Annotated in this window: 15 protein-coding genes and 2 pseudogenes; 10 read left to right on the top strand and 7 right to left on the bottom strand. The window is 59.8% G+C overall.

Translation table 11 applies throughout. From position 1 onward, the window contains the following. The first annotated feature begins 2 nt into the window (after positions 1-2). On the top strand, positions 3-737 hold the full coding sequence (locus tag FB009_RS17205; RefSeq protein ID WP_011975031.1) for a hypothetical protein: 735 nt from the start codon (positions 3-5) through the stop codon (positions 735-737). A gap of 300 nt (positions 738-1037) precedes the next feature. Here FB009_RS17205 and FB009_RS17200 read toward each other — a convergent pair whose 3' ends face one another. The 3 genes and pseudogenes from FB009_RS17200 to FB009_RS17190 all read right to left on the bottom strand — a co-directional run bounded on the left by FB009_RS17200 (position 1038) and on the right by FB009_RS17190 (position 3073). Beyond that, a complete protein-coding gene (locus FB009_RS17200; RefSeq protein ID WP_011975032.1) occupies positions 1038-1259 on the bottom strand; it encodes a hypothetical protein in 222 nt (73 codons plus the stop codon). Continuing rightward, on the bottom strand, positions 1256-1876 hold the full coding sequence (locus FB009_RS33675) for a hypothetical protein (RefSeq protein ID WP_011975033.1): 621 nt from the start codon (positions 1874-1876) through the stop codon (positions 1256-1258). The genes FB009_RS17200 and FB009_RS33675 overlap by 4 nt, the downstream gene beginning before the upstream one ends. 304 nt (positions 1877-2180) lie before the next feature. Continuing rightward, a pseudogene (locus FB009_RS17190) lies at positions 2181-3073 on the bottom strand (LysR family transcriptional regulator). Positions 3074-3199: 126 nt separating this feature from the next. Between FB009_RS17190 and FB009_RS17185 the strand changes: the two are divergent. The 9 genes and pseudogenes from FB009_RS17185 (at position 3200) to FB009_RS17140 (ending at position 11441) form a co-directional block, all read left to right on the top strand. Next, entirely contained in the window at positions 3200-3589 is a 390-nt protein-coding gene (locus FB009_RS17185; RefSeq protein ID WP_011975035.1) for a putative quinol monooxygenase, read from the top strand. A gap of 155 nt (positions 3590-3744) precedes the next feature. Then, entirely contained in the window at positions 3745-4038 is a 294-nt protein-coding gene (locus tag FB009_RS17180) for a putative quinol monooxygenase (protein ID WP_234705069.1), read from the top strand. Between the two features lie 205 nt (positions 4039-4243). Further along, positions 4244-5223, top strand: a pseudogene (locus FB009_RS17175) (aldo/keto reductase). Between the two features lie 74 nt (positions 5224-5297). After that, positions 5298-6077 (top strand): carboxymuconolactone decarboxylase family protein, encoded by a 780-nt coding sequence (locus tag FB009_RS17170; protein ID WP_011975038.1) that lies wholly within the window; start codon positions 5298-5300, stop codon positions 6075-6077. Positions 6078-6230: 153 nt separating this feature from the next. Beyond that, positions 6231-6605, top strand: coding sequence for a DUF2255 family protein (locus FB009_RS17165; RefSeq protein WP_011975039.1), 375 nt, complete (start codon positions 6231-6233; stop codon positions 6603-6605). Between the two features lie 10 nt (positions 6606-6615). Further along, on the top strand, positions 6616-7605 hold the full coding sequence (locus tag FB009_RS17160) for an aldo/keto reductase (RefSeq protein ID WP_024311663.1): 990 nt from the start codon (positions 6616-6618) through the stop codon (positions 7603-7605). Positions 7606-7659: 54 nt separating this feature from the next. After that, positions 7660-8760, top strand: a complete 1101-nt coding sequence (locus FB009_RS17155; RefSeq protein ID WP_011975040.1) for a PQQ-dependent sugar dehydrogenase — start codon at positions 7660-7662, stop codon at positions 8758-8760. Between the two features lie 88 nt (positions 8761-8848). Then, positions 8849-9310, top strand: coding sequence for a (R)-mandelonitrile lyase (locus tag FB009_RS17150; protein ID WP_011975041.1), 462 nt, complete (start codon positions 8849-8851; stop codon positions 9308-9310). 1096 nt (positions 9311-10406) lie between these two features. After that, positions 10407-11441, top strand: coding sequence for an NAD(P)-dependent alcohol dehydrogenase (locus FB009_RS17140; RefSeq protein WP_011975043.1), 1035 nt, complete (start codon positions 10407-10409; stop codon positions 11439-11441). A 107-nt stretch (positions 11442-11548) separates the two neighbouring features. On the opposite strand, the gene FB009_RS17135 is transcribed toward FB009_RS17140, so the two are convergent. The 4 genes from FB009_RS17135 to FB009_RS17120 are packed head-to-tail and all read right to left on the bottom strand — an operon-like array spanning position 11549 to position 16197. Continuing rightward, entirely contained in the window at positions 11549-12829 is a 1281-nt protein-coding gene (locus tag FB009_RS17135) for an O-antigen ligase family protein (protein WP_011975044.1), read from the bottom strand. Beyond that, a complete protein-coding gene (locus FB009_RS17130; protein ID WP_162304066.1) occupies positions 12826-14388 on the bottom strand; it encodes an undecaprenyl-phosphate glucose phosphotransferase in 1563 nt (520 codons plus the stop codon). The genes FB009_RS17135 and FB009_RS17130 overlap by 4 nt, the downstream gene beginning before the upstream one ends. Positions 14389-14446: 58 nt before the next feature. Next, a complete protein-coding gene (locus tag FB009_RS17125) occupies positions 14447-15616 on the bottom strand; it encodes a glycosyltransferase family 4 protein (protein WP_011975046.1) in 1170 nt (389 codons plus the stop codon). A gap of 5 nt (positions 15617-15621) precedes the next feature. After that, on the bottom strand, positions 15622-16197 hold the full coding sequence (locus FB009_RS17120) for a polysaccharide biosynthesis/export family protein (protein ID WP_011975047.1): 576 nt from the start codon (positions 16195-16197) through the stop codon (positions 15622-15624). Positions 16198-16377 lie beyond the last annotated feature (180 nt).

Below are 16377 nucleotides of genomic sequence, written 5' to 3'. Positions count from 1 at the left end.
ATATGATATCAAAAGAACAACTCGGTCAAAAAGACACGAGTGACTGGCCGTCCATTACCGAAAACCAGTGGTATGCACTCGCGATCACGAGCGCAATCTTCACGGCTATCGCAATCTTTGCTGCATTCCTCTGGATTTTCGTGGATGGCTTCGATGGTGATCCCGACCTGAAGAAAGCTCAAGCTCTTGCACCTTTCGGAGTAGCGCTATTTGCCGTTGTTACCTTCTGCACGGCAAGTTGGCGCGGTTCAATAAACAGCCGTCAGGCAAACCAAGCGGAAAGTGAGGGCCGTGCGAAGCTATTGCAGGAGGGGGCTAAATTGCTCAGTGAGCACGAGAAGGCCTCGCACGTGTCGGCAGGCGTCGCAACGCTCGGTGTCCTAATTGCGGGCAACGACAGAACTTATGCGTTCCAAAGTATGAACCTGCTTGCGGACTTCATAGAAGATCATATGAGCGCCAGCCACGCAAACCGGCACAGGCCTGAAATCTCCGGTGTTATGCGCACTGGCGATCAAAAAGGGTTCAACACCGAACGCCACATCTGGTTTGACTGCACTATGAATGCCGACAATCCTGATGACGATTCCGAACCATACTGGTTCTTCATTCCGGGTTTCAAGCAGATACATTATGTGGGCGGCGTATTTGCCCAAGATAGTCATTACGATATTGACAATATTATTAATGTTAGCTTCTCACGACTAGATTGGCTAACTGGGACACGGTCTCAGTAAACGATAGATTTCATAGATGCCGATTCAACAGTTGTGGAATAAAAATGGTTGAATCGGTTACCGCGCTCGAAGACCACAACGACTATGGATATGCGTTTGAGAACTGCGATTTTTCTGAGTGCTTAATACTTGATCATAAACTCATAGAAAAGGACCTAAAAAAAGGTAAGAACTACTTCGTCGCTGGTAGGCCGCCAATTCTTCGAGTGGAGCATGAGCCCATTGATTGGACGGACATCCTTCTCTGTGAAAATCAAAAACGTGTAAGTCAGTGGCCCTTCTGAAGCGAAGGTCGCGGATTCAGTTCCTTCGGAACGAAGCCAGTCCACCGTAAAGCTCGACAATGGCTTCGATCATCTCGTCGCGGCTCAAACGCTCACAGTCCGTCGTTTCACCTGATACCGGGCGACAAGAAAGGCCTGAGCCATCGGGCGCGATTACGAGAGCGAGGAAACCGCCGCCGAAACCATGGCGATGGCGCGCGAGGACGTCGGGAAGTGGTTCATGCTGGAGCTTGGTCATTTCGCGATCCTCAGACTTTTGCCTTTGCCGTGTTCCTCGCTGAATTCCAGTTTCAGCTTCTCGACCTCAAGCGCCAGCCGCTCGTGATCGCGTTGGATGGCCGCCATCTGCGTCCGCCGCTCGCTCGCCTCTGATCGCGACTGCCTGATCAGCGCGCGCGATTCCTTAAGGAAACTGGAAAAGTCCGTCTGCGCCTCGCGGAAGCGGTCGTCCATTTCGCCGCGAAGGTCGCCGAATGCCAAAGTAACGGCCTCGGTGACCTCGTCGAGGCGAGCCTTGAAGCGCCGTTCGAGTGCTGCAAAGCGCTGATCGGTCGCGACCGCCTGCGCTGCTGCCTCGCGTGCGGCCGCCTCGGCCACTTGCCGCGCGCGGGCCTCGTCGAAGGTCTCATGTTTGCCATTCGGCCCGGTCGGCGACCGATAAGTTCCCGGTTCGGCTACCTTAGCGATCTGCCAGGTTTTGCGACGGTGCGCCCTTGGGTTTCGGCACTGGCTCAGGACCTGGACGATTGGAAAGCAGGCACGCTTAATTGGAAGGATGTCGATCGTGGAGCCCTTCTCGTTGGTCCTCCCGGAACGGGCAAGACATTTTTCGCTTCGACGTATCTGCCTCGCCATAGGGCATCCCTAGAGAGTTCCCGCTCTGTGGTGTACCGGCGTTCGATCGTTGAACCGCGGATAAGCGGTTTCATACCTACGACTGGAATCCGAAGCCCAAAGCTGCATGCCCTTATGTTCAGATTTGTGAGTTGATTGCGCGGACCTCATTTACAGCGGCTGCGACATGACGCGACTGAGGGAGCGAGTGGCTACCGGAGGCCACGTGGTTCTAGTGGCGCGACGCCATCGCTTGCCTGGGCTATTCCATGCCGTGGGAGAGCCTTGAGGCGGCCGCTACGGGATACTGACCGGCGGCTCGTCGTCATGTTTGATGTCTCAGCGCCTCCACCAGCAGGGTGAACGCTGGCGCGGGATGTCGGCGGGATGGGTAGTAGAGGTGGTAGCCCGGAAACGGAGGAGTCCAGTCTCCGAGTATCTGCACAAGCCGCCCGTCCTGAGATGCTCCCGGACGACATCCTCGTGGACATAGGCGAGTCCGAAACCGTCCAGTGCTGCATTCACGAGCTGCGGTACCCCGTTGAAGGCCACCTGGCCGTCAACCCTGACGCGGACCTCATGTCCATCACGTTCGAACTCCCACGCGTAGAAGCCGCCGTAGCTTGGCAGTCGAAGGTTAATGCAGCGGTGTCCCGTCAGATCCTGCGGTACCTGCGGTCGAGCACGATCCACGAAGCAGGATGGAGCCGCCACGACGATCATCCTTGCCAGCGGGCCAATCCTGACCGCGATCATGTCCTTTTCGACCTGGTCGCCCAGTCGGACGCCGGCGTCGAACCGTTCAGTCACGATGTCCGTCAGAGCGGACTCGGCAACCAGCTCGACCTTGATGTCGGGGTACTCAAGAAGAAATGGCGCGAGCTTCGGCCAGAGGATCGTATCGATCGCGTGCTGGCCGGCAGTAATCCTGAAACTTCCTGCCGGCCTGTCCCTGAATTCCCCGAGCGCCAACAACTGGGCTTCTATAGAACCGAGCGCCGGACCTAACGTGGCCAGCAGTTGTTCTCCTGCGTTCGTCGGAGCCAGGCTTCGCGTCGTGCGTGTAAGCAGGCGGACGCCCAGACGGGCCTCCAGACGCTTGAGAATGAGGCTGAGCGAGGATTGCGAAGTACCGAGCCTTGCAGCAGCCCTGGTGAAGCTCTTCTCTTCGGCAACGGCCAGAAAGGCCAGCAGGTCACCCAGTTCATCGCGTTGCATTTATTGATCCTGGATATAAGTGCAATCTCATATTGACGTCTAATCGAAACAAACGGCGAGGTCTATATTTCATCGTACAGGAGGCACTGGCGTCTTCGGAAACCAAAATCAGTTCGGAGCCGTGTCATGGGCTTGAAAAGTCTTCTCATCGTCGCAGCCTTGATCATCGCTCCGCTTGCCGTCCAACCGGTCGCCGCACAGGAGGCGAAGGGTCCCGTGATCCGGATCGCGGAACTAGAAATCGACCCGGCGCAGATGGCCGCCTACTCGGCCGCCGTGAAAGAGGAGATGGAGGAATCCATCCGCGTCGAGCCGGGCGTCCTGGCGCTTTACGCGGTGTCGATCAAGGGTCAGCCGAATCATCTCAGATTCTTCGAGATGTATGCCGACCAGGCCGCCTACGAGGCCCACCGGGAATCGCCGCATTTCAGGAAATACGTCGAGACCACCAAGAACATGATCACGTCGCGCAAGCTCTTCGAGACGGACAACTTCCAGCTCAGCGCCAAGCGGTGATGAGCAGATGAACCGGAACGAGTGCAGTTTGCGATTTGTCCTGTCAAAGCTTTGGGTCGGAGTGGTCGTGGCGCTCCTTGCCTGCGAAGCCACTGCCTCCGCACAGGGGGCTGTCGAGATCGAGGCGCCGATCGTGCGGATTTTCGAGTTTTGTGGTGGTCTCCGACGACCTTGAGGCTTTCATGGTGGCCGGGAGAAAGAATGTTCAGACCTCCGTACGCGACGAACCAGGAGTTCTCTCGATGCATTGTGTCGCGGATAAGAGTGACCCGACGAAGCTCTATGTTGTCGAGGTCTATGAAGATGAAGATGCGTACCGTTCCCATGTCGAGTCGGCGCATTTCAGAGACTTCATCAATGCAATCAAGGGAAAGGTGATCTCAAGGCGTGTCATCGAGACCAACCCGAAAATGGTTGGCTCCAAACAGTTTGCTTGGACTGAGCAGTAAAAATGCGGGTGAGATAGTGATGACTGATCGACCTGGAAACGACGTTTCCGCGCGTTACGCTACAATGACCAATCGTCGCACATTGCTTGGCGCCGGTCTCGGCCTCGCAGCAGCGTCTCTTGTGAGCACCACTAGCGCCAGTGCGCAGTCCGAAACCAGCAACCGTTCAGACGCCACCCCCATCACCCTGCAGCAGGGGAAATCAATGGGCGTTCGCAAACTCGGCTCATTGGAAGTTTCTGCCATCGGTCTCGGATGCCTCGACATGGTCGGTTATTATGGCGGCGGCCCACGAGACCGTAAGTCCATGGTCTCGCTGATACGCGCGGCCTTCGAGCAAGGTGTGACATTCTTCGACACCGCAGAGGTCTACGGGCCTTACATCAGCGAGGAATATGTCGCCGAGGCGCTCGCGCCGGTGCGCGATCAGGTCGTCATCGCCACGAAATTCGGCTTTGGTGTCGAGGAGGGCCAGCCGACGGCGCTGAACAGCCAGCCCGATCATCTGCGCCGGGCGGTCGACGGCTCCCTCAAGCGTCTGAAGACTGACCATATCGATCTTCTGTATCAGCATCGTCCCGACCCGAATGTGCCGATCGAAGACGTCGCGGAGGCTGTCAAAGACCTGATTCAGGCCGGAAAGGTCAAGCATTGGGGGCTTTCCGAGGCCAGCGCGGGCACCATCCGCCGGGCTCACGCCGTTCACCCAGTCTCCGCGGTGCAAAGCGAATATGCGATGTGGTGGCGCGAACCCGAGACGCGGATCTTCCCGACGCTGGAGGAACTCGGAATCGGCTTTGTGCCCTATTGCCCACTCGGGCGGAGTTTTCTTGCGGGCGCGGTCAACCCCAGCCAGCGTTTTGAGCGAACCGATCGCCGGCACAACCTGCCGCGCTTCACGCCCGAGGCGCTGGCCGCCAACATGGCCCTGTTCGACTATGTCCGCGACTGGGCACAGCGCAAAAAAACGACGCCTGCGCAGTTTGCGTTAGCATGGATCCTGGCGCAGCGGCCGTGGATCGCCCCGATTCCGGGCACAACCCAGTACCCGCATCTTGCGGAAAACCTCGGCGCGACGGGGTGACGGCTGACGAACTTCGCGAGATCGACGCCGGGCTCGCTCGCATCAAGCTGCAAGGTGGTCGGGCCGATCCCTTCACCGAGAGCCAGTTCGACTACAGCTAAGAGGTCTCCTCCCGCTCGTATTTGAACACCTGATTGCCCTCTCGACAACCAGCCACGAATTCCAGGAGACCCCGATGAAACGCCTAATCGCCCCGCTCATAGGAGTTATGATGATGACCGCCTCGAACGCAGGGGCTCAACAGCCCAATGTTGAAGGTCGCCGTTTCTCGCCCGATCAGGTTCGCTCGGTGGCGCCCGCCCTCGAGCAGTATACGCAGCAACGCTTGTATGGCGACGTCTGGCAGCGCCCCGGCCTCAATCGGCGCGATCGCAGCCTTGTGACGATCGCCGCGCTGATTGCGCGGGGAGAAGCCCCGGCTCTCACCTACTACGCCGATCAAGCGCTTGAGAACGGAGTGAGGCCTTCCGAGATCTCGGAGACGATCACGCATCTTGCCTATTATTCCGGCTGGGGAAAAGCCATGGCCACGATCGGTCCCGTGAGCGAAGCCTTCGCCAAGCGCGGCATCAGTCAGGATCAGCTCGCTGCCGTCGAATCCACGCCGTTGCCGCTGGACGAAGAGGCGGAAACACAACGCGCAACCACCGTCGGCAACCAGTTCGGCAGCGTTGCCCCCGGCCTCGTTCAGTACACGACGGACTATCTTTTCCGCGACCTATGGCTGCGCCCCGGCCTGGCGCCACGCGATCGCAGCCTTGTCACGGTCGCCGCACTGATCTCGGTTGGCCAGGTCGAGCAGATCACCTTTCACCTGAACAAAGCCCTGGACAATGGGCTGACCGAAGAGCAGGCCGCCGAAGTCATCACCCATCTGGCTTTCTACGCAGGCTGGCCCAACGCGATGTCGGCGCTGCCGGTGGCGAAGGCCGTCTTTGAAAAGCGGCGCGGCTAATCTGGCGGTGACAAGGATGGCAAGCTCGTGGACTGGCTCGAGCATGTGTCAGACGAGCAGTATGCAGGGTGATGCCATGCCCGATGCTCGAAGGATCTTCTTCGCCGGCGCGCTGCAAGGCGCTGCTATGCCCATAATCAGGGAGCGCTCCCAATGAACACATGGCCCAAGGACGAATTGCGGCAGATTGCCGAAAGCGACGACCTGCACATCGCCCCGTTCCGCGAGAACGGCAGGACCTATGGCACGCTCACCTGGATCTGGTCGGTTGTGGTTGATGGCGAACTCTATGTTCGCGGCTACAACGGCCAACAGTCGCGTTGGTATCAGGCCGCGATCCGTCAGAAGGCGGGCCGCATCACGGCCGCCGGCATGACGAAGGAGGTTTCGTTCGAGCCGGTCGAAGGCGCAATCAACGACCAGATCGATGAAGGCTACCGCCGCAAATACGCCACGAGCCGTTATCTCGCGCCGATGATCGGTGAACGCGCCCGCGCGGCAACCGTAAAAATCACCCCGAAGGATTGAGGACGCCAAGATGCAAAAGCGCAAACTCGGTCAGGGTCTTGAGGTTTCAGCCCTTTCTCTTGGCTGCATGGGCTATGGAAAGGCCCGCGACATCCCTGACAGGCCACAGATGATCGAACTGCTGCGCAGGGCGGTCGATCTCGGCATGGATTTCTTCGACACCGCGGAGGTCTATGGTCCCCGGACGAATGAAGAAATGGTCGGCGAAGCGTTCGCCGGCATGCGGGACAAGGTGAAGATCGCAACGAAGTTTGGCTGGGACATCGACCAGTCCACTGGAGAGCACCGTGGTGGCGTCAACAGCAAGCCGACCCAGATCCGCAGCGCGGTCGAGGGAAGCCTCAAGCGGCTCCGTACGGACTTTATCGATCTCCTCTACCAGCATCGCGTCGATCCCGACGTGCCGATGGAAGATGTCGCCGGCACGGTTAAGGACCTGATAGCCGAAGGCAAGGTCCGGTATTTCGGGCTGTCGGAGGCTGGTGCGGAGTCGATCCGCCGCGCTCACGCCGTCCAGCCGGTGGCTGCGCTGCAGAGCGAATATTCGCTGTGGACGCGTGAGCCGGAGGCCGAGATCATCCCCACGCTGGAAGAACTCGGCATTGGCCTCGTCCCCTTCAGCCCGCTCGGAAAGGGCTTCCTCACCGGCAAGATCGACGCGAGCACGGCGTTTGCCGCGAACGACTTCCGCAGCCAGATCCCGCGTTTCGCGCCAGAGGCGCGTGAGGCCAATCAGGCGCTTGTCGATCTGATCCGTTCCGTCGGCGAACGCCGTAGTGCGACGCCTGCCCAGGTGGCGCTCGCTTGGCTCATGGCACAGAAGCCGTGGATCGTACCGCTGTTCGGCACGCGCAAGCTCGAACGGCTTGAAGAAAATCTCGGCGCTCTATCGGTGACGCTCTCGGACGACGACCTCGAGCAAATCGAAAGCGGAGCAGCCGCCATCAGGATCGAAGGGGCGCGATACCCTGACGAGATGTTGCGGCGATCAGGCCGATAGCGGGCGACGCACCCGAGGAACCCGCTCTACCGCCTTGGCGGGACAGGATTACGCATGCCCTTTTTGCCGGAGAAGAGAAGCACAGGCATGAGAAAGCGATTGTTTTGCACCGCACTGTCGATCTTAGTGGAGGGATGCTGTCTATCTGGCACATCGATGGCGCAGGACTCCACACCTATCCTGGACCGTGGTGAGGGTGCATGGAGCTCCAGCGTCCTGGCCCACGGCCTTGACTACCCTTGGGACATTGTTCGCGACGGCGAACGGCTGATCCTCACCGAAAAAGCTGGTACCGTCGTGATTATCGAGGGCGGGAACGTTCAGCGGTCCACCCTCCAAACATCCGATCCGCTGAGAACCGAAGGCGGTGCGGGGCTGCTTGGCATCGCGCTTGCGCCGGACTTCGCCGATAGCGGTCGGGCATTCTTCTATTATTCCTATTCATCCGGCTCGGAACCAGCCAACCGGGTCGTTGCCGCCAGATTTGACGGGAACACGTGGCGTGAAACCGCTGTGCTCGTCGACGCCATCCCTGGCCATCGACTATACAATGGCGGCCGCATCGCCATCGGTCCTGACGACCATCTCTATGTCACGACGGGGTGGACCGAAAATTACGAGCGCCCGCAGGATCTCCAAAGTCTCGCCGGAAAAGTTCTCCGCCTGACGCTTGCCGGTGGCGTTCCCGAGGACAATCCGTTTCAGGGCTCGTTCGTGTACTCCTATGGCCACCGCAATCCGCAAGGACTGGCCTGGAACGGTGAGGGTGAGCTGTTCGTCGCCGAACACGGCCAGGCCGCTCTCGATGAGATCAATCTGATTGCGCCCGGCGCCAATTACGGCTGGCCAATCATCTCGGGCGATGAAGCCCAGGAGGGTATGCAGCCGCCGTTCGTCCATTCGGGCGGCGACACCTGGGCGCCGTCGGGAATAGCGTTCGCCGGCAACGAACTCCTGGTAACGGCCCTCCAGGGGCGCGGACTTTATGTGCTCGATCGGCAAGACCGAACGCTCGAGCCCGTCGTCAGCTTAGGTGAGCGTGTCCGGCATGTGCTTCCAATCGACGACGACCTCCTGCTCATCACCAGCAATCGATCACCACGAGGGCAAGGACCTTCGAAGGACCGACTGGTCAGACTATCAGCGCAGAACTGACGGACCGCTCCGCTTAACCTTGAGGTTTCGGCGAACTGCCGAAGTGTTTGACCATCATAGGCCTGCCGAGCTTCGGAAAGGAAACGAGATGAAGAAACTGATCGCAGCCGCATCGCTTGTCACGCTGTCGACGGCATTAGCTCATGCGCAAAACATCGAGATCACACCGAATGCATCAGCGCCATCCGCGCTAGGCGACGCCAAGTTGTTCAGTGGGCATGTCGTCGTCGATTCGCTGTTTCCGGCGAACGAGTTTACGCACGGCACAGGCGGTCATGTAACCTTCGCTCCGGGGGCTCGCACCGCCTGGCACACGCATCCCGCCGGCCAGATCCTGATCGTCACCTCGGGCAAGGGATGGGTGCAGCAGGAAGGCAGCGCAAAGCGGGAGATCAGCCCCGGCGATGTCGTCTGGATCCCGGTCGGCGTGAACCATTGGCACGGGGCAACCGACGAGACCGGCATGGGCCACATCGCGATTTCCTACATGAAGGACGGCAAGAACGTCGAATGGGGCAAGCTCGTCACTGATCAAGAGTTCGCACAATGACCCTAAGCTGTAATGCACCGGGGCGGAACTAGACTGCCGCGACGCCACGACACGGAGTACGCCCGCCTTACTCATCGCATCTGCGCGGCCGTACAACGGCCGGCACCAGGAACGTTCATCTCGTTCTTGTGGCCCCGGCTGGGATGGAGAGATGTGGTCTGAATCGTTCTCTGAAGGCGGCGAAAAGATAGATAAGCTACCCCGCCGCCGACGGACACGATGAACTTCGGCCAGTGATGTTCTGGTTGGAGGGGGGCCAAGGCGTCTGGCAGCAGCCCGCCCCCTGAAGCGGTCGAAGGACTCCGTGAGGGGCTGAGAGATGCGGCGGAAAGACTAGTTTTTCTCCCCAACGTGGTCGGGCTGGACTTCGATGATATTCGACGGCTGGACGAAGACGATGATCCGTGGTGGCAGAGCGTGAAGCAGGAAGCCATCGTTATTTCCGGGAAGCGCCCTGAAGATGTGATGTCGTTTGATGGAGAGGCGCGTGGTTAGGATTGGATCCACGAAAAGAAAGATGCCGCTTCGCCAGCGGTCGACTTCTGATAGCCCGCGGTTTCCTTAACGACGCCCCTGCAACAGCAATCTTGTTGTCGATCCGGGCGGCATCGGTAACCCATCGGTGTCAACGGTTATCCACTGTGCGTTTGCGTATTCCGACGCTTTGACCACCAAGTTCCGCGGCGAGATTAATCAGGCGATCATCATGCCGTCATTAAGCTACTAAAGCGGCATTGGGGAAAGCATTTCCTGCCAAGCAGGAGCCAAAATTGCGAACCCTCCTCGAGCAGAAGAATCCGCTTCTTCCTACGGGAATCCATAAAACTATGAAGAACCACAGTCTGGACAAAAGGACCCCATATAAGAGTTCGAATCCCGCCGCTCCGACCATTTTTCCCTTGAAAATATGACGAAATTAGTCGCCGCTCCGGCTGGCTTTTTTCGTAGGATTTCGGAGCAAGAGCGCCCAATCCCTGGCCGGCGCGGTGGCGAAGAGCCTTGACCATCTACCCGCGGAGAGTGCAGAAAATCAGCGGGGCCATCGTCGATCGCAACGGCGAACCTTGCGGAGTCCGACGGCCATCGAGGAGAAATCATGCCCAGAGCACTCGTCCTAGAGCAAATCCGGAAACTCTCGCTGCGCGATATCGACCTGCCGCAGGAAGTCGGACCCCACGACGTCCGCATCAAGATTCACACGGTCGGGATATGCGGGTCGGACGTGCATTATTACACGCACGGCCGGATAGGGCCTTTTGTGGTGAATGCGCCGATGGTACTCGGGCATGAGGCGGCTGGCGTCGTCGTCGAAACCGGTAAGGACGTGACGCATCTCAAGGCAGGGGATCGCGTGTGCATGGAGCCCGGAATTCCGGACGCGAATTCGCGCGCCAGTCGTCTTGGCCTTTACAATATCGACCCGGCTGTGACGTTTTGGGCGACGCCTCCTGTCCATGGCGTCCTGACTCCGCACGTCGTCCACTCGGCGAATTACACCTATAAGCTGCCGGACAAAGTCAGTTTCGCAGAAGGGGCGATGGTGGAGCCGTTTGCCGTCGGCATGCAGGCGGCGCAAAAGGCGAAGATTGCTCCCGGCGATACTGCCGTGGTCACCGGCGCCGGGCCGATCGGCATCATGGTGGCGATCGCGGCGCTCGCCGGAGGGTGCGCGCGGGTGATTGTTGCCGATTTCGCGCAACCGAAGCTAGACATTGCGGCGCAATACCAGGGCATCCTGCCGATCAACATCGGCAAACGCGACCTCGCGGAGGAAGTGAAGCAGCTCACCGAGGGCTGGGGCGCCGATGTGGTGTTCGAATGCTCAGGTTCGCCGAAGGCATGGGAGACATTGCTCGATCTTCCCCGGCCAGGCGGTGCCGTCGTTGCTGTGGGACTCCCGGTCGAACCGGTTGGTCTGGATATATCCACCGCATCGACGAAGGAAATCCGGTTTGAGACGGTATTTCGCTATGCCCATCAATATGACCGCGCAATCGCTTTGATGGGATCTGGGCGCGTCGACCTGAAGCCGCTCATCACCGAGACGTTTCCGTTCGAAGAAAGTGTCGCGGCTTTCGATCGCGCGGCGGAGGGTAGGCCGGGTGATGTGAAGCTGCAGATCACGCTGTAGGGTTCACGGAACTCCTCCCGTGACGCGTCTTTCGGTGCGGGAGGAGTTTCTTCAGCTCAAGGACTTGGTCTGGCTGGTTCCTGTGACGAGCACGGGAATGACGGAGATCAGGGAGGGGTGGGGGGCGTTACGGCAACTGCCGTGTGCGCGGGCGTTTCGGCACGAGCCTGTCTCCGATATCGACATTCGAGCGCGGCGCACCCCCAGACGATGCCGAGCAGCAGGTAAAAATGGCGCCAATGATCCGTGTCGATTACGTTGCCAATCCCGACATGGCCGACAAGCGTGATCCAGCCGATCATCAGATAGGGTTGCCATGGCCGGTCGAGCAGCAGGAAACGGAAACCGAGCGACAATGTCCAGAGAATGAGCGTGACATACGCCACGAAGCCGAGCCAGCCATAGGATGTCAGGCTTTTCAGAAGCACGTTGTGCTCATCTTCCGGAAACATGGTGCTGAACACCAACGGGCCTATGCCGAGCGGCCTTTCCATCGACATCAGAAAGCCGATCCGGTGCCGGTCGAACCGCCCGAGATGCCCGCCGTCATAGTCCTGCACGAGCTGGGTGCGGCTTGAAAAGAGGCGTGCGACCTGGTCCGACTGCAGAGCGGTCACAAGCGCTGCCACGACGAACAGGCCCCCGGACAATGTCAGCACGAGGATCCGTAAACGGAAGAGGCCGCTACGCTGCTTGAGCAACATGACGAAGACGAGCGCAATCACGCAAAAAAGGTCGAGCGCCCAGGCGGCGCGGGAAAAGGAGAGAAAGACGCCCAGCGTGAGCACGAGCAGGCCGGCGATCTTCAGGGGTGCCCGGCCGATCGGCTGCGTCAGAAGACCGTGGAGAAGGTAGAGAGTGGGGGCGACGAGGAACGGTCCGAAAACATTCGGGTCCTGAAACGCTCCCTTCGCGCGATCATAAAGTGTGAACTGCGCCGCACCCGGTATTGCGCCGAAATAGCCGAGAATACCAAGGAGGGCCGTAATGACTGCAGCCGCCACCCATGCATTGAGAATGAGCGGCAGGCGCTGGTGACGGTCTTCTATTATGGCTGCAAAAAAAACGGCCGTAAGACAAAGGAAGCCGGTTACGGCCATGTACATCGGCGCGGTCCCAAGATCGGCCATCACCGTCAGCGACAGAATACCGCCGATCATGAACAGGACCAAAAGCACCGTGAGTGGGGCGGTGAAACGGGAGATCCTGAGGCCGAATAGCGCCCAGATGCCGACGAGCCCGGCCATGAACACCTCGTAGGGCGCGGGCTCGGCGATGACGAAACCGGACAGGAAGACGCCGACTGTCACCAGGCCGGAGCCGACAAGCGTAACCGCCGCCAACTGAGGACGACGGATGACCGGCCCGGATGCGATGACGGCGCTCAATAGGCGTTTTCCGTATTGATCAGCCGGAACGGTGTCAGGATGAGAATCTTCAGATCGAGGAGCAGTGACCAGTTCTCGATATAATAGAGGTCGAATGCCGTCCGGAACCGGATCTTTTCGTCATTGTCGATTTCACCGCGCCAGCCGTTGATCTGTGCCCAGCCGGTCACGCCCGGCTTCACGCGATGGCGGGCGAAATAGCCTTCGACGACATCGGAATAGCTTCGATCCTGGCTCTGTGCGAGCACCGCGTGAGGACGCGGCCCAACGAGTGAGAGCTCGCCTTTCAGCACATTGAAGAATTGTGGCAACTCATCGATCGAAGATTTGCGCAGGAAGCGCCCGACGGGTGTCACTCGCGGGTCGTTCTTGGTTACGGCGTTACGCGCGCTCGGGTCGCTCATATGCGTGTACATGGAGCGAAATTTATAGACCTCGACGGTTTCATTGTTGAAGCCGTGCCGGTGCTGTTTGAAGATGATCGGACCCGGCGAGGTAACTTTCACGGCAATGGCGGCGGCGAGCATGACCGGCCAGAGCAGGGCGAGTGCGACGAGACTGAAAAAGACGTCGAAGCAGCGCTTTGCGACATTATCCCAATCGGCGATCGGCTTGTCGAAGATGTCCAGCATCGGAACCTGTCCGACATGCGAATAGCTGCGCGGCCGAAAGCGAAGGCTGTTGGCATGCGCCGCTAGCCGAATATCGACGGGAAGGACCCACAGCTTCCTGAGGAGCTCGAGGATGCGATTTTCCGCCGTCAGCGGCAGCGAGATGATCAGCATGTCGATCCGGGCTAGACGGGCGAACTCGACCAGTTCGTCGACCGTTCCGAGCTTCGGATAACCGGCGATCACGTTCGGTGACCTGCGCTCGTCGCGATCGTCGAAAATTCCGCAAATCCGGATATCGTTGTCCGGCTGATGTTCTATTTTTCGAATGAGATCCTTTGCAGACTGGCCGCCGCCGACGACGACGGCTCGCCGCTCCATGGTGCCGTCTCGCGACCAGTGGCGGATGGAATAGGCGATGAACGCGCGTTCTGCGATGAGAAAGACCGCGCCGGCGAGGTACCACGCGCCGATCCAGAAACGCGAGTAGAGGTGGCCCGATTTGAGAAAGAACAGGCCGAGCGCAATCATGCCGAAGGCCACCGTCCAGGCGCCCAGAATGCGTGGCGCCATCCTGAGCCAGGCACGCAGAGCCGGCACCTGGTAGGCGTCGGCGAACTGCATGACGGCAACGGAGAGCGCGGGCGCGCCGGCGAGGATAAGAAGGTTGACCGGCAGTTGCTCCAACGTCGGCGCGACATATTGGGCATTGATGCCGTAGCCTATGGCGAAAAGCGCACAGAAATCCAGAAGCCGGATCAGGCCGGTGATCATCGCCGGCGTATAGGTGTCCGCGCGGAACTGAAGGGCGATCTGCCTGGCAAGCGGGTTGAGCCCGGCATCCCCTCTTGCTCTGTTCCTGTGTTCGGTCGTGGTCTCCCGGATCTCCGAGACCTTCTTTCGAAGCGCTTCGGGGTCGAAGGTCTCTGGCCTGTCGAACTGGTTCATGGTCGCTTTCCGGCGCTGAATTGCTCCGTCCGGATAGCAGAAAGCCACTAAGAAACGCTTACGTTGTACGCAGCCGCCCATGCGGCACGAGCGATTCTGCCGTAAGCTCCCGATACAGCTGCATGACGTGTCTGGTCATCACGGACGCCGCGAAGCGGGACTTGAAGCCTTCGGCGTCGGGCATTGTCCGGGCAGCCCAGCCATCGTCGGCAATTGCCTCGGCCATGAGCCGGGCAAGTGCTTCTGCATCGTCGGGACGCACGAGCGCCTCGCTAGCGGCCCCGAGAACCTCCGGGATGCCGCCTACGCGGGTTGCGATGACCGGCTTGCCTGCGGCGAGCGCTTCCAGAACGATATAGGGCATGGATTCGGCACGCGAGGGAATGACGACGACATGGGCAAGAGCGAAAGCTTTGCGCGCCCTCATCGCCGGTAGCAGCCGAACCCGATCTCCTAGACCCATTCGCAGCGTCATCTCTTCGTATTGCCGCTGTTGGGGACCATCTCCGACCATCAGGGCGGAAAGCCTTCGGCCGGCGATCTCTTCGGCTGCGGCAAACCCTTCGATGAAGAAGTCCGGGCCCTTCAGGTCGCGCATCATCCCGATATAGAGGAAATCTGCGGCGCCAGGGTCGGCTTCGACTCGCTCGAACTCCGCATCTTCGATGCCGTTATAGATCAGTTCGCTGCGTGCAATTGGTTGGCCCACCTTGGCGCAGTAGGTGCCGCGCTCATACTCGCAAACGAAGACGAGTGCGTCGGTCAGGCGTTCCTGCAGGCGCTCGATGCGAAGAATGAACGAACCTGCCAGGGACCGCCGATCATAATGCAGGCTTCCCCCATGGGGCGAATAGAGGCGGGCTACGCGATACTTGTTGACCCGCAGGGCTGAACCGGCGATGCGCGCCAACACGCCGCCCTTGGCGCCGTGCCCGTGCAGCACATCCGGTTGCAAGCTTCTGATTTCCTTGTAGCTGCGCCACAGCGCAGCCGCGTCCGAGGCTCCGACCGAGCGATGGATCGGCACGCGGACGATGCCGAGGTCCAGATGTGGACGAACCTCTTCGAACAATGCATCCTCGTGGGCACCGCCCGTGGTGCTGTCACAAAGAATACCGACCTGATGCCCGGCTTTCGCGTGCGCTTCGGCAAGGTCGCGCACGTGCCGGAAGATGCCGCCGACCGGCGACCTGAAGCAATGAATTATACGCAAGGGGCGTTCGCTCATGGCGATCAGAACAGCCGCTCGCGAACGTAGACCGTGTCGCCGGCGAGAACCGGATCGGTTATCGGAACGCGCCCGGTCATGACGCGGCCATTGATCTTGCGGGTGATGTCGGCGCTCGCCTGGTTCGCTCGTGGCGTGAAGCCGCCGGCAACGGCGATCGCATTCTGCACGGTCATGCCCGGAACGTAGGCATATTGGCCGGCCTGGCCCACCTCACCCATGATGAAGACGGAGCGGTAGCGGTCGACCTCGATGGTCACGTCCGGGTCCTTGAGGAAGCCTTGACGCAGCTTCGCCGCGATCATCCCCTCCAGTTCCGGAAGCGTATGGCCGCGCGACGGCACGGCTCCGATCAGAGGGAAGGCGACATAGCCGGCCTGATCGACCGTATAGCTGCCGCTGAGGCTCGCCTGTTCGAAGACGTTGATACGCAGGCGGTCGCCACTGTCCAGACGGTAGGGCTGAACCGTGGCCTCGCTGAAGCCCTTCGGGGCACGCTGATGGTTCGTGCAGCCGACGACGAGCGCCGACAAAATCGCCACGGCGAAGACGCTTATTTTCGTGCTGGCTGGGGTCGACATGCGGGAAGGGCTCCGGAAACGATCACCGATGTTATCGATCCGTTAGGGTTAATGGCCGGTAAATTCGCGGCGAGAAATTCCGGCGACGGGGGCCCTCAAGCCCTTGTGCGTGACGCGGTGCGGTTCCAGGGAAATTAACGGTTGGGTTACCATGTTCGTTTACCTTCTCGCCAACTTTGA

The sequence above is a fragment of the Sinorhizobium medicae genome (assembly GCF_007827695.1).
Classification (GTDB): domain Bacteria; phylum Pseudomonadota; class Alphaproteobacteria; order Rhizobiales; family Rhizobiaceae; genus Sinorhizobium; species Sinorhizobium medicae.
The sequence above is the reverse complement of the archived record's forward strand: the minus strand, read 5'-3'. Positions and strand labels throughout refer to the sequence as shown.

What these genes read in the sequence shown, in the direction of transcription:
- FB009_RS17205 (WP_011975031.1), top strand. Translation starts at nt 3, where the DNA reads ATGATATCAAAAGAACAACTCGGTCAAAAAGACACGAGTGACTGGCCG.
- FB009_RS17200 (WP_011975032.1), bottom strand. Translation starts at nt 1,259, where the DNA reads ATGACCAAGCTCCAGCATGAACCACTTCCCGACGTCCTCGCGCGCCAT.
- FB009_RS33675 (WP_011975033.1), bottom strand. Translation starts at nt 1,876, where the DNA reads ATGGCGAGGCAGATACGTCGAAGCGAAAAATGTCTTGCCCGTTCCGGG.
- FB009_RS17185 (WP_011975035.1), top strand. Translation starts at nt 3,200, where the DNA reads ATGGGCTTGAAAAGTCTTCTCATCGTCGCAGCCTTGATCATCGCTCCG.
- FB009_RS17170 (WP_011975038.1), top strand. Translation starts at nt 5,298, where the DNA reads ATGAAACGCCTAATCGCCCCGCTCATAGGAGTTATGATGATGACCGCC.
- FB009_RS17165 (WP_011975039.1), top strand. Translation starts at nt 6,231, where the DNA reads ATGAACACATGGCCCAAGGACGAATTGCGGCAGATTGCCGAAAGCGAC.
- FB009_RS17160 (WP_024311663.1), top strand. Translation starts at nt 6,616, where the DNA reads ATGCAAAAGCGCAAACTCGGTCAGGGTCTTGAGGTTTCAGCCCTTTCT.
- FB009_RS17155 (WP_011975040.1), top strand. Translation starts at nt 7,660, where the DNA reads ATGCCCTTTTTGCCGGAGAAGAGAAGCACAGGCATGAGAAAGCGATTG.
- FB009_RS17150 (WP_011975041.1), top strand. Translation starts at nt 8,849, where the DNA reads ATGAAGAAACTGATCGCAGCCGCATCGCTTGTCACGCTGTCGACGGCA.
- FB009_RS17140 (WP_011975043.1), top strand. Translation starts at nt 10,407, where the DNA reads ATGCCCAGAGCACTCGTCCTAGAGCAAATCCGGAAACTCTCGCTGCGC.
- FB009_RS17130 (WP_162304066.1), bottom strand. Translation starts at nt 14,388, where the DNA reads ATGAACCAGTTCGACAGGCCAGAGACCTTCGACCCCGAAGCGCTTCGA.
- FB009_RS17125 (WP_011975046.1), bottom strand. Translation starts at nt 15,616, where the DNA reads ATGAGCGAACGCCCCTTGCGTATAATTCATTGCTTCAGGTCGCCGGTC.
- FB009_RS17120 (WP_011975047.1), bottom strand. Translation starts at nt 16,197, where the DNA reads ATGTCGACCCCAGCCAGCACGAAAATAAGCGTCTTCGCCGTGGCGATT.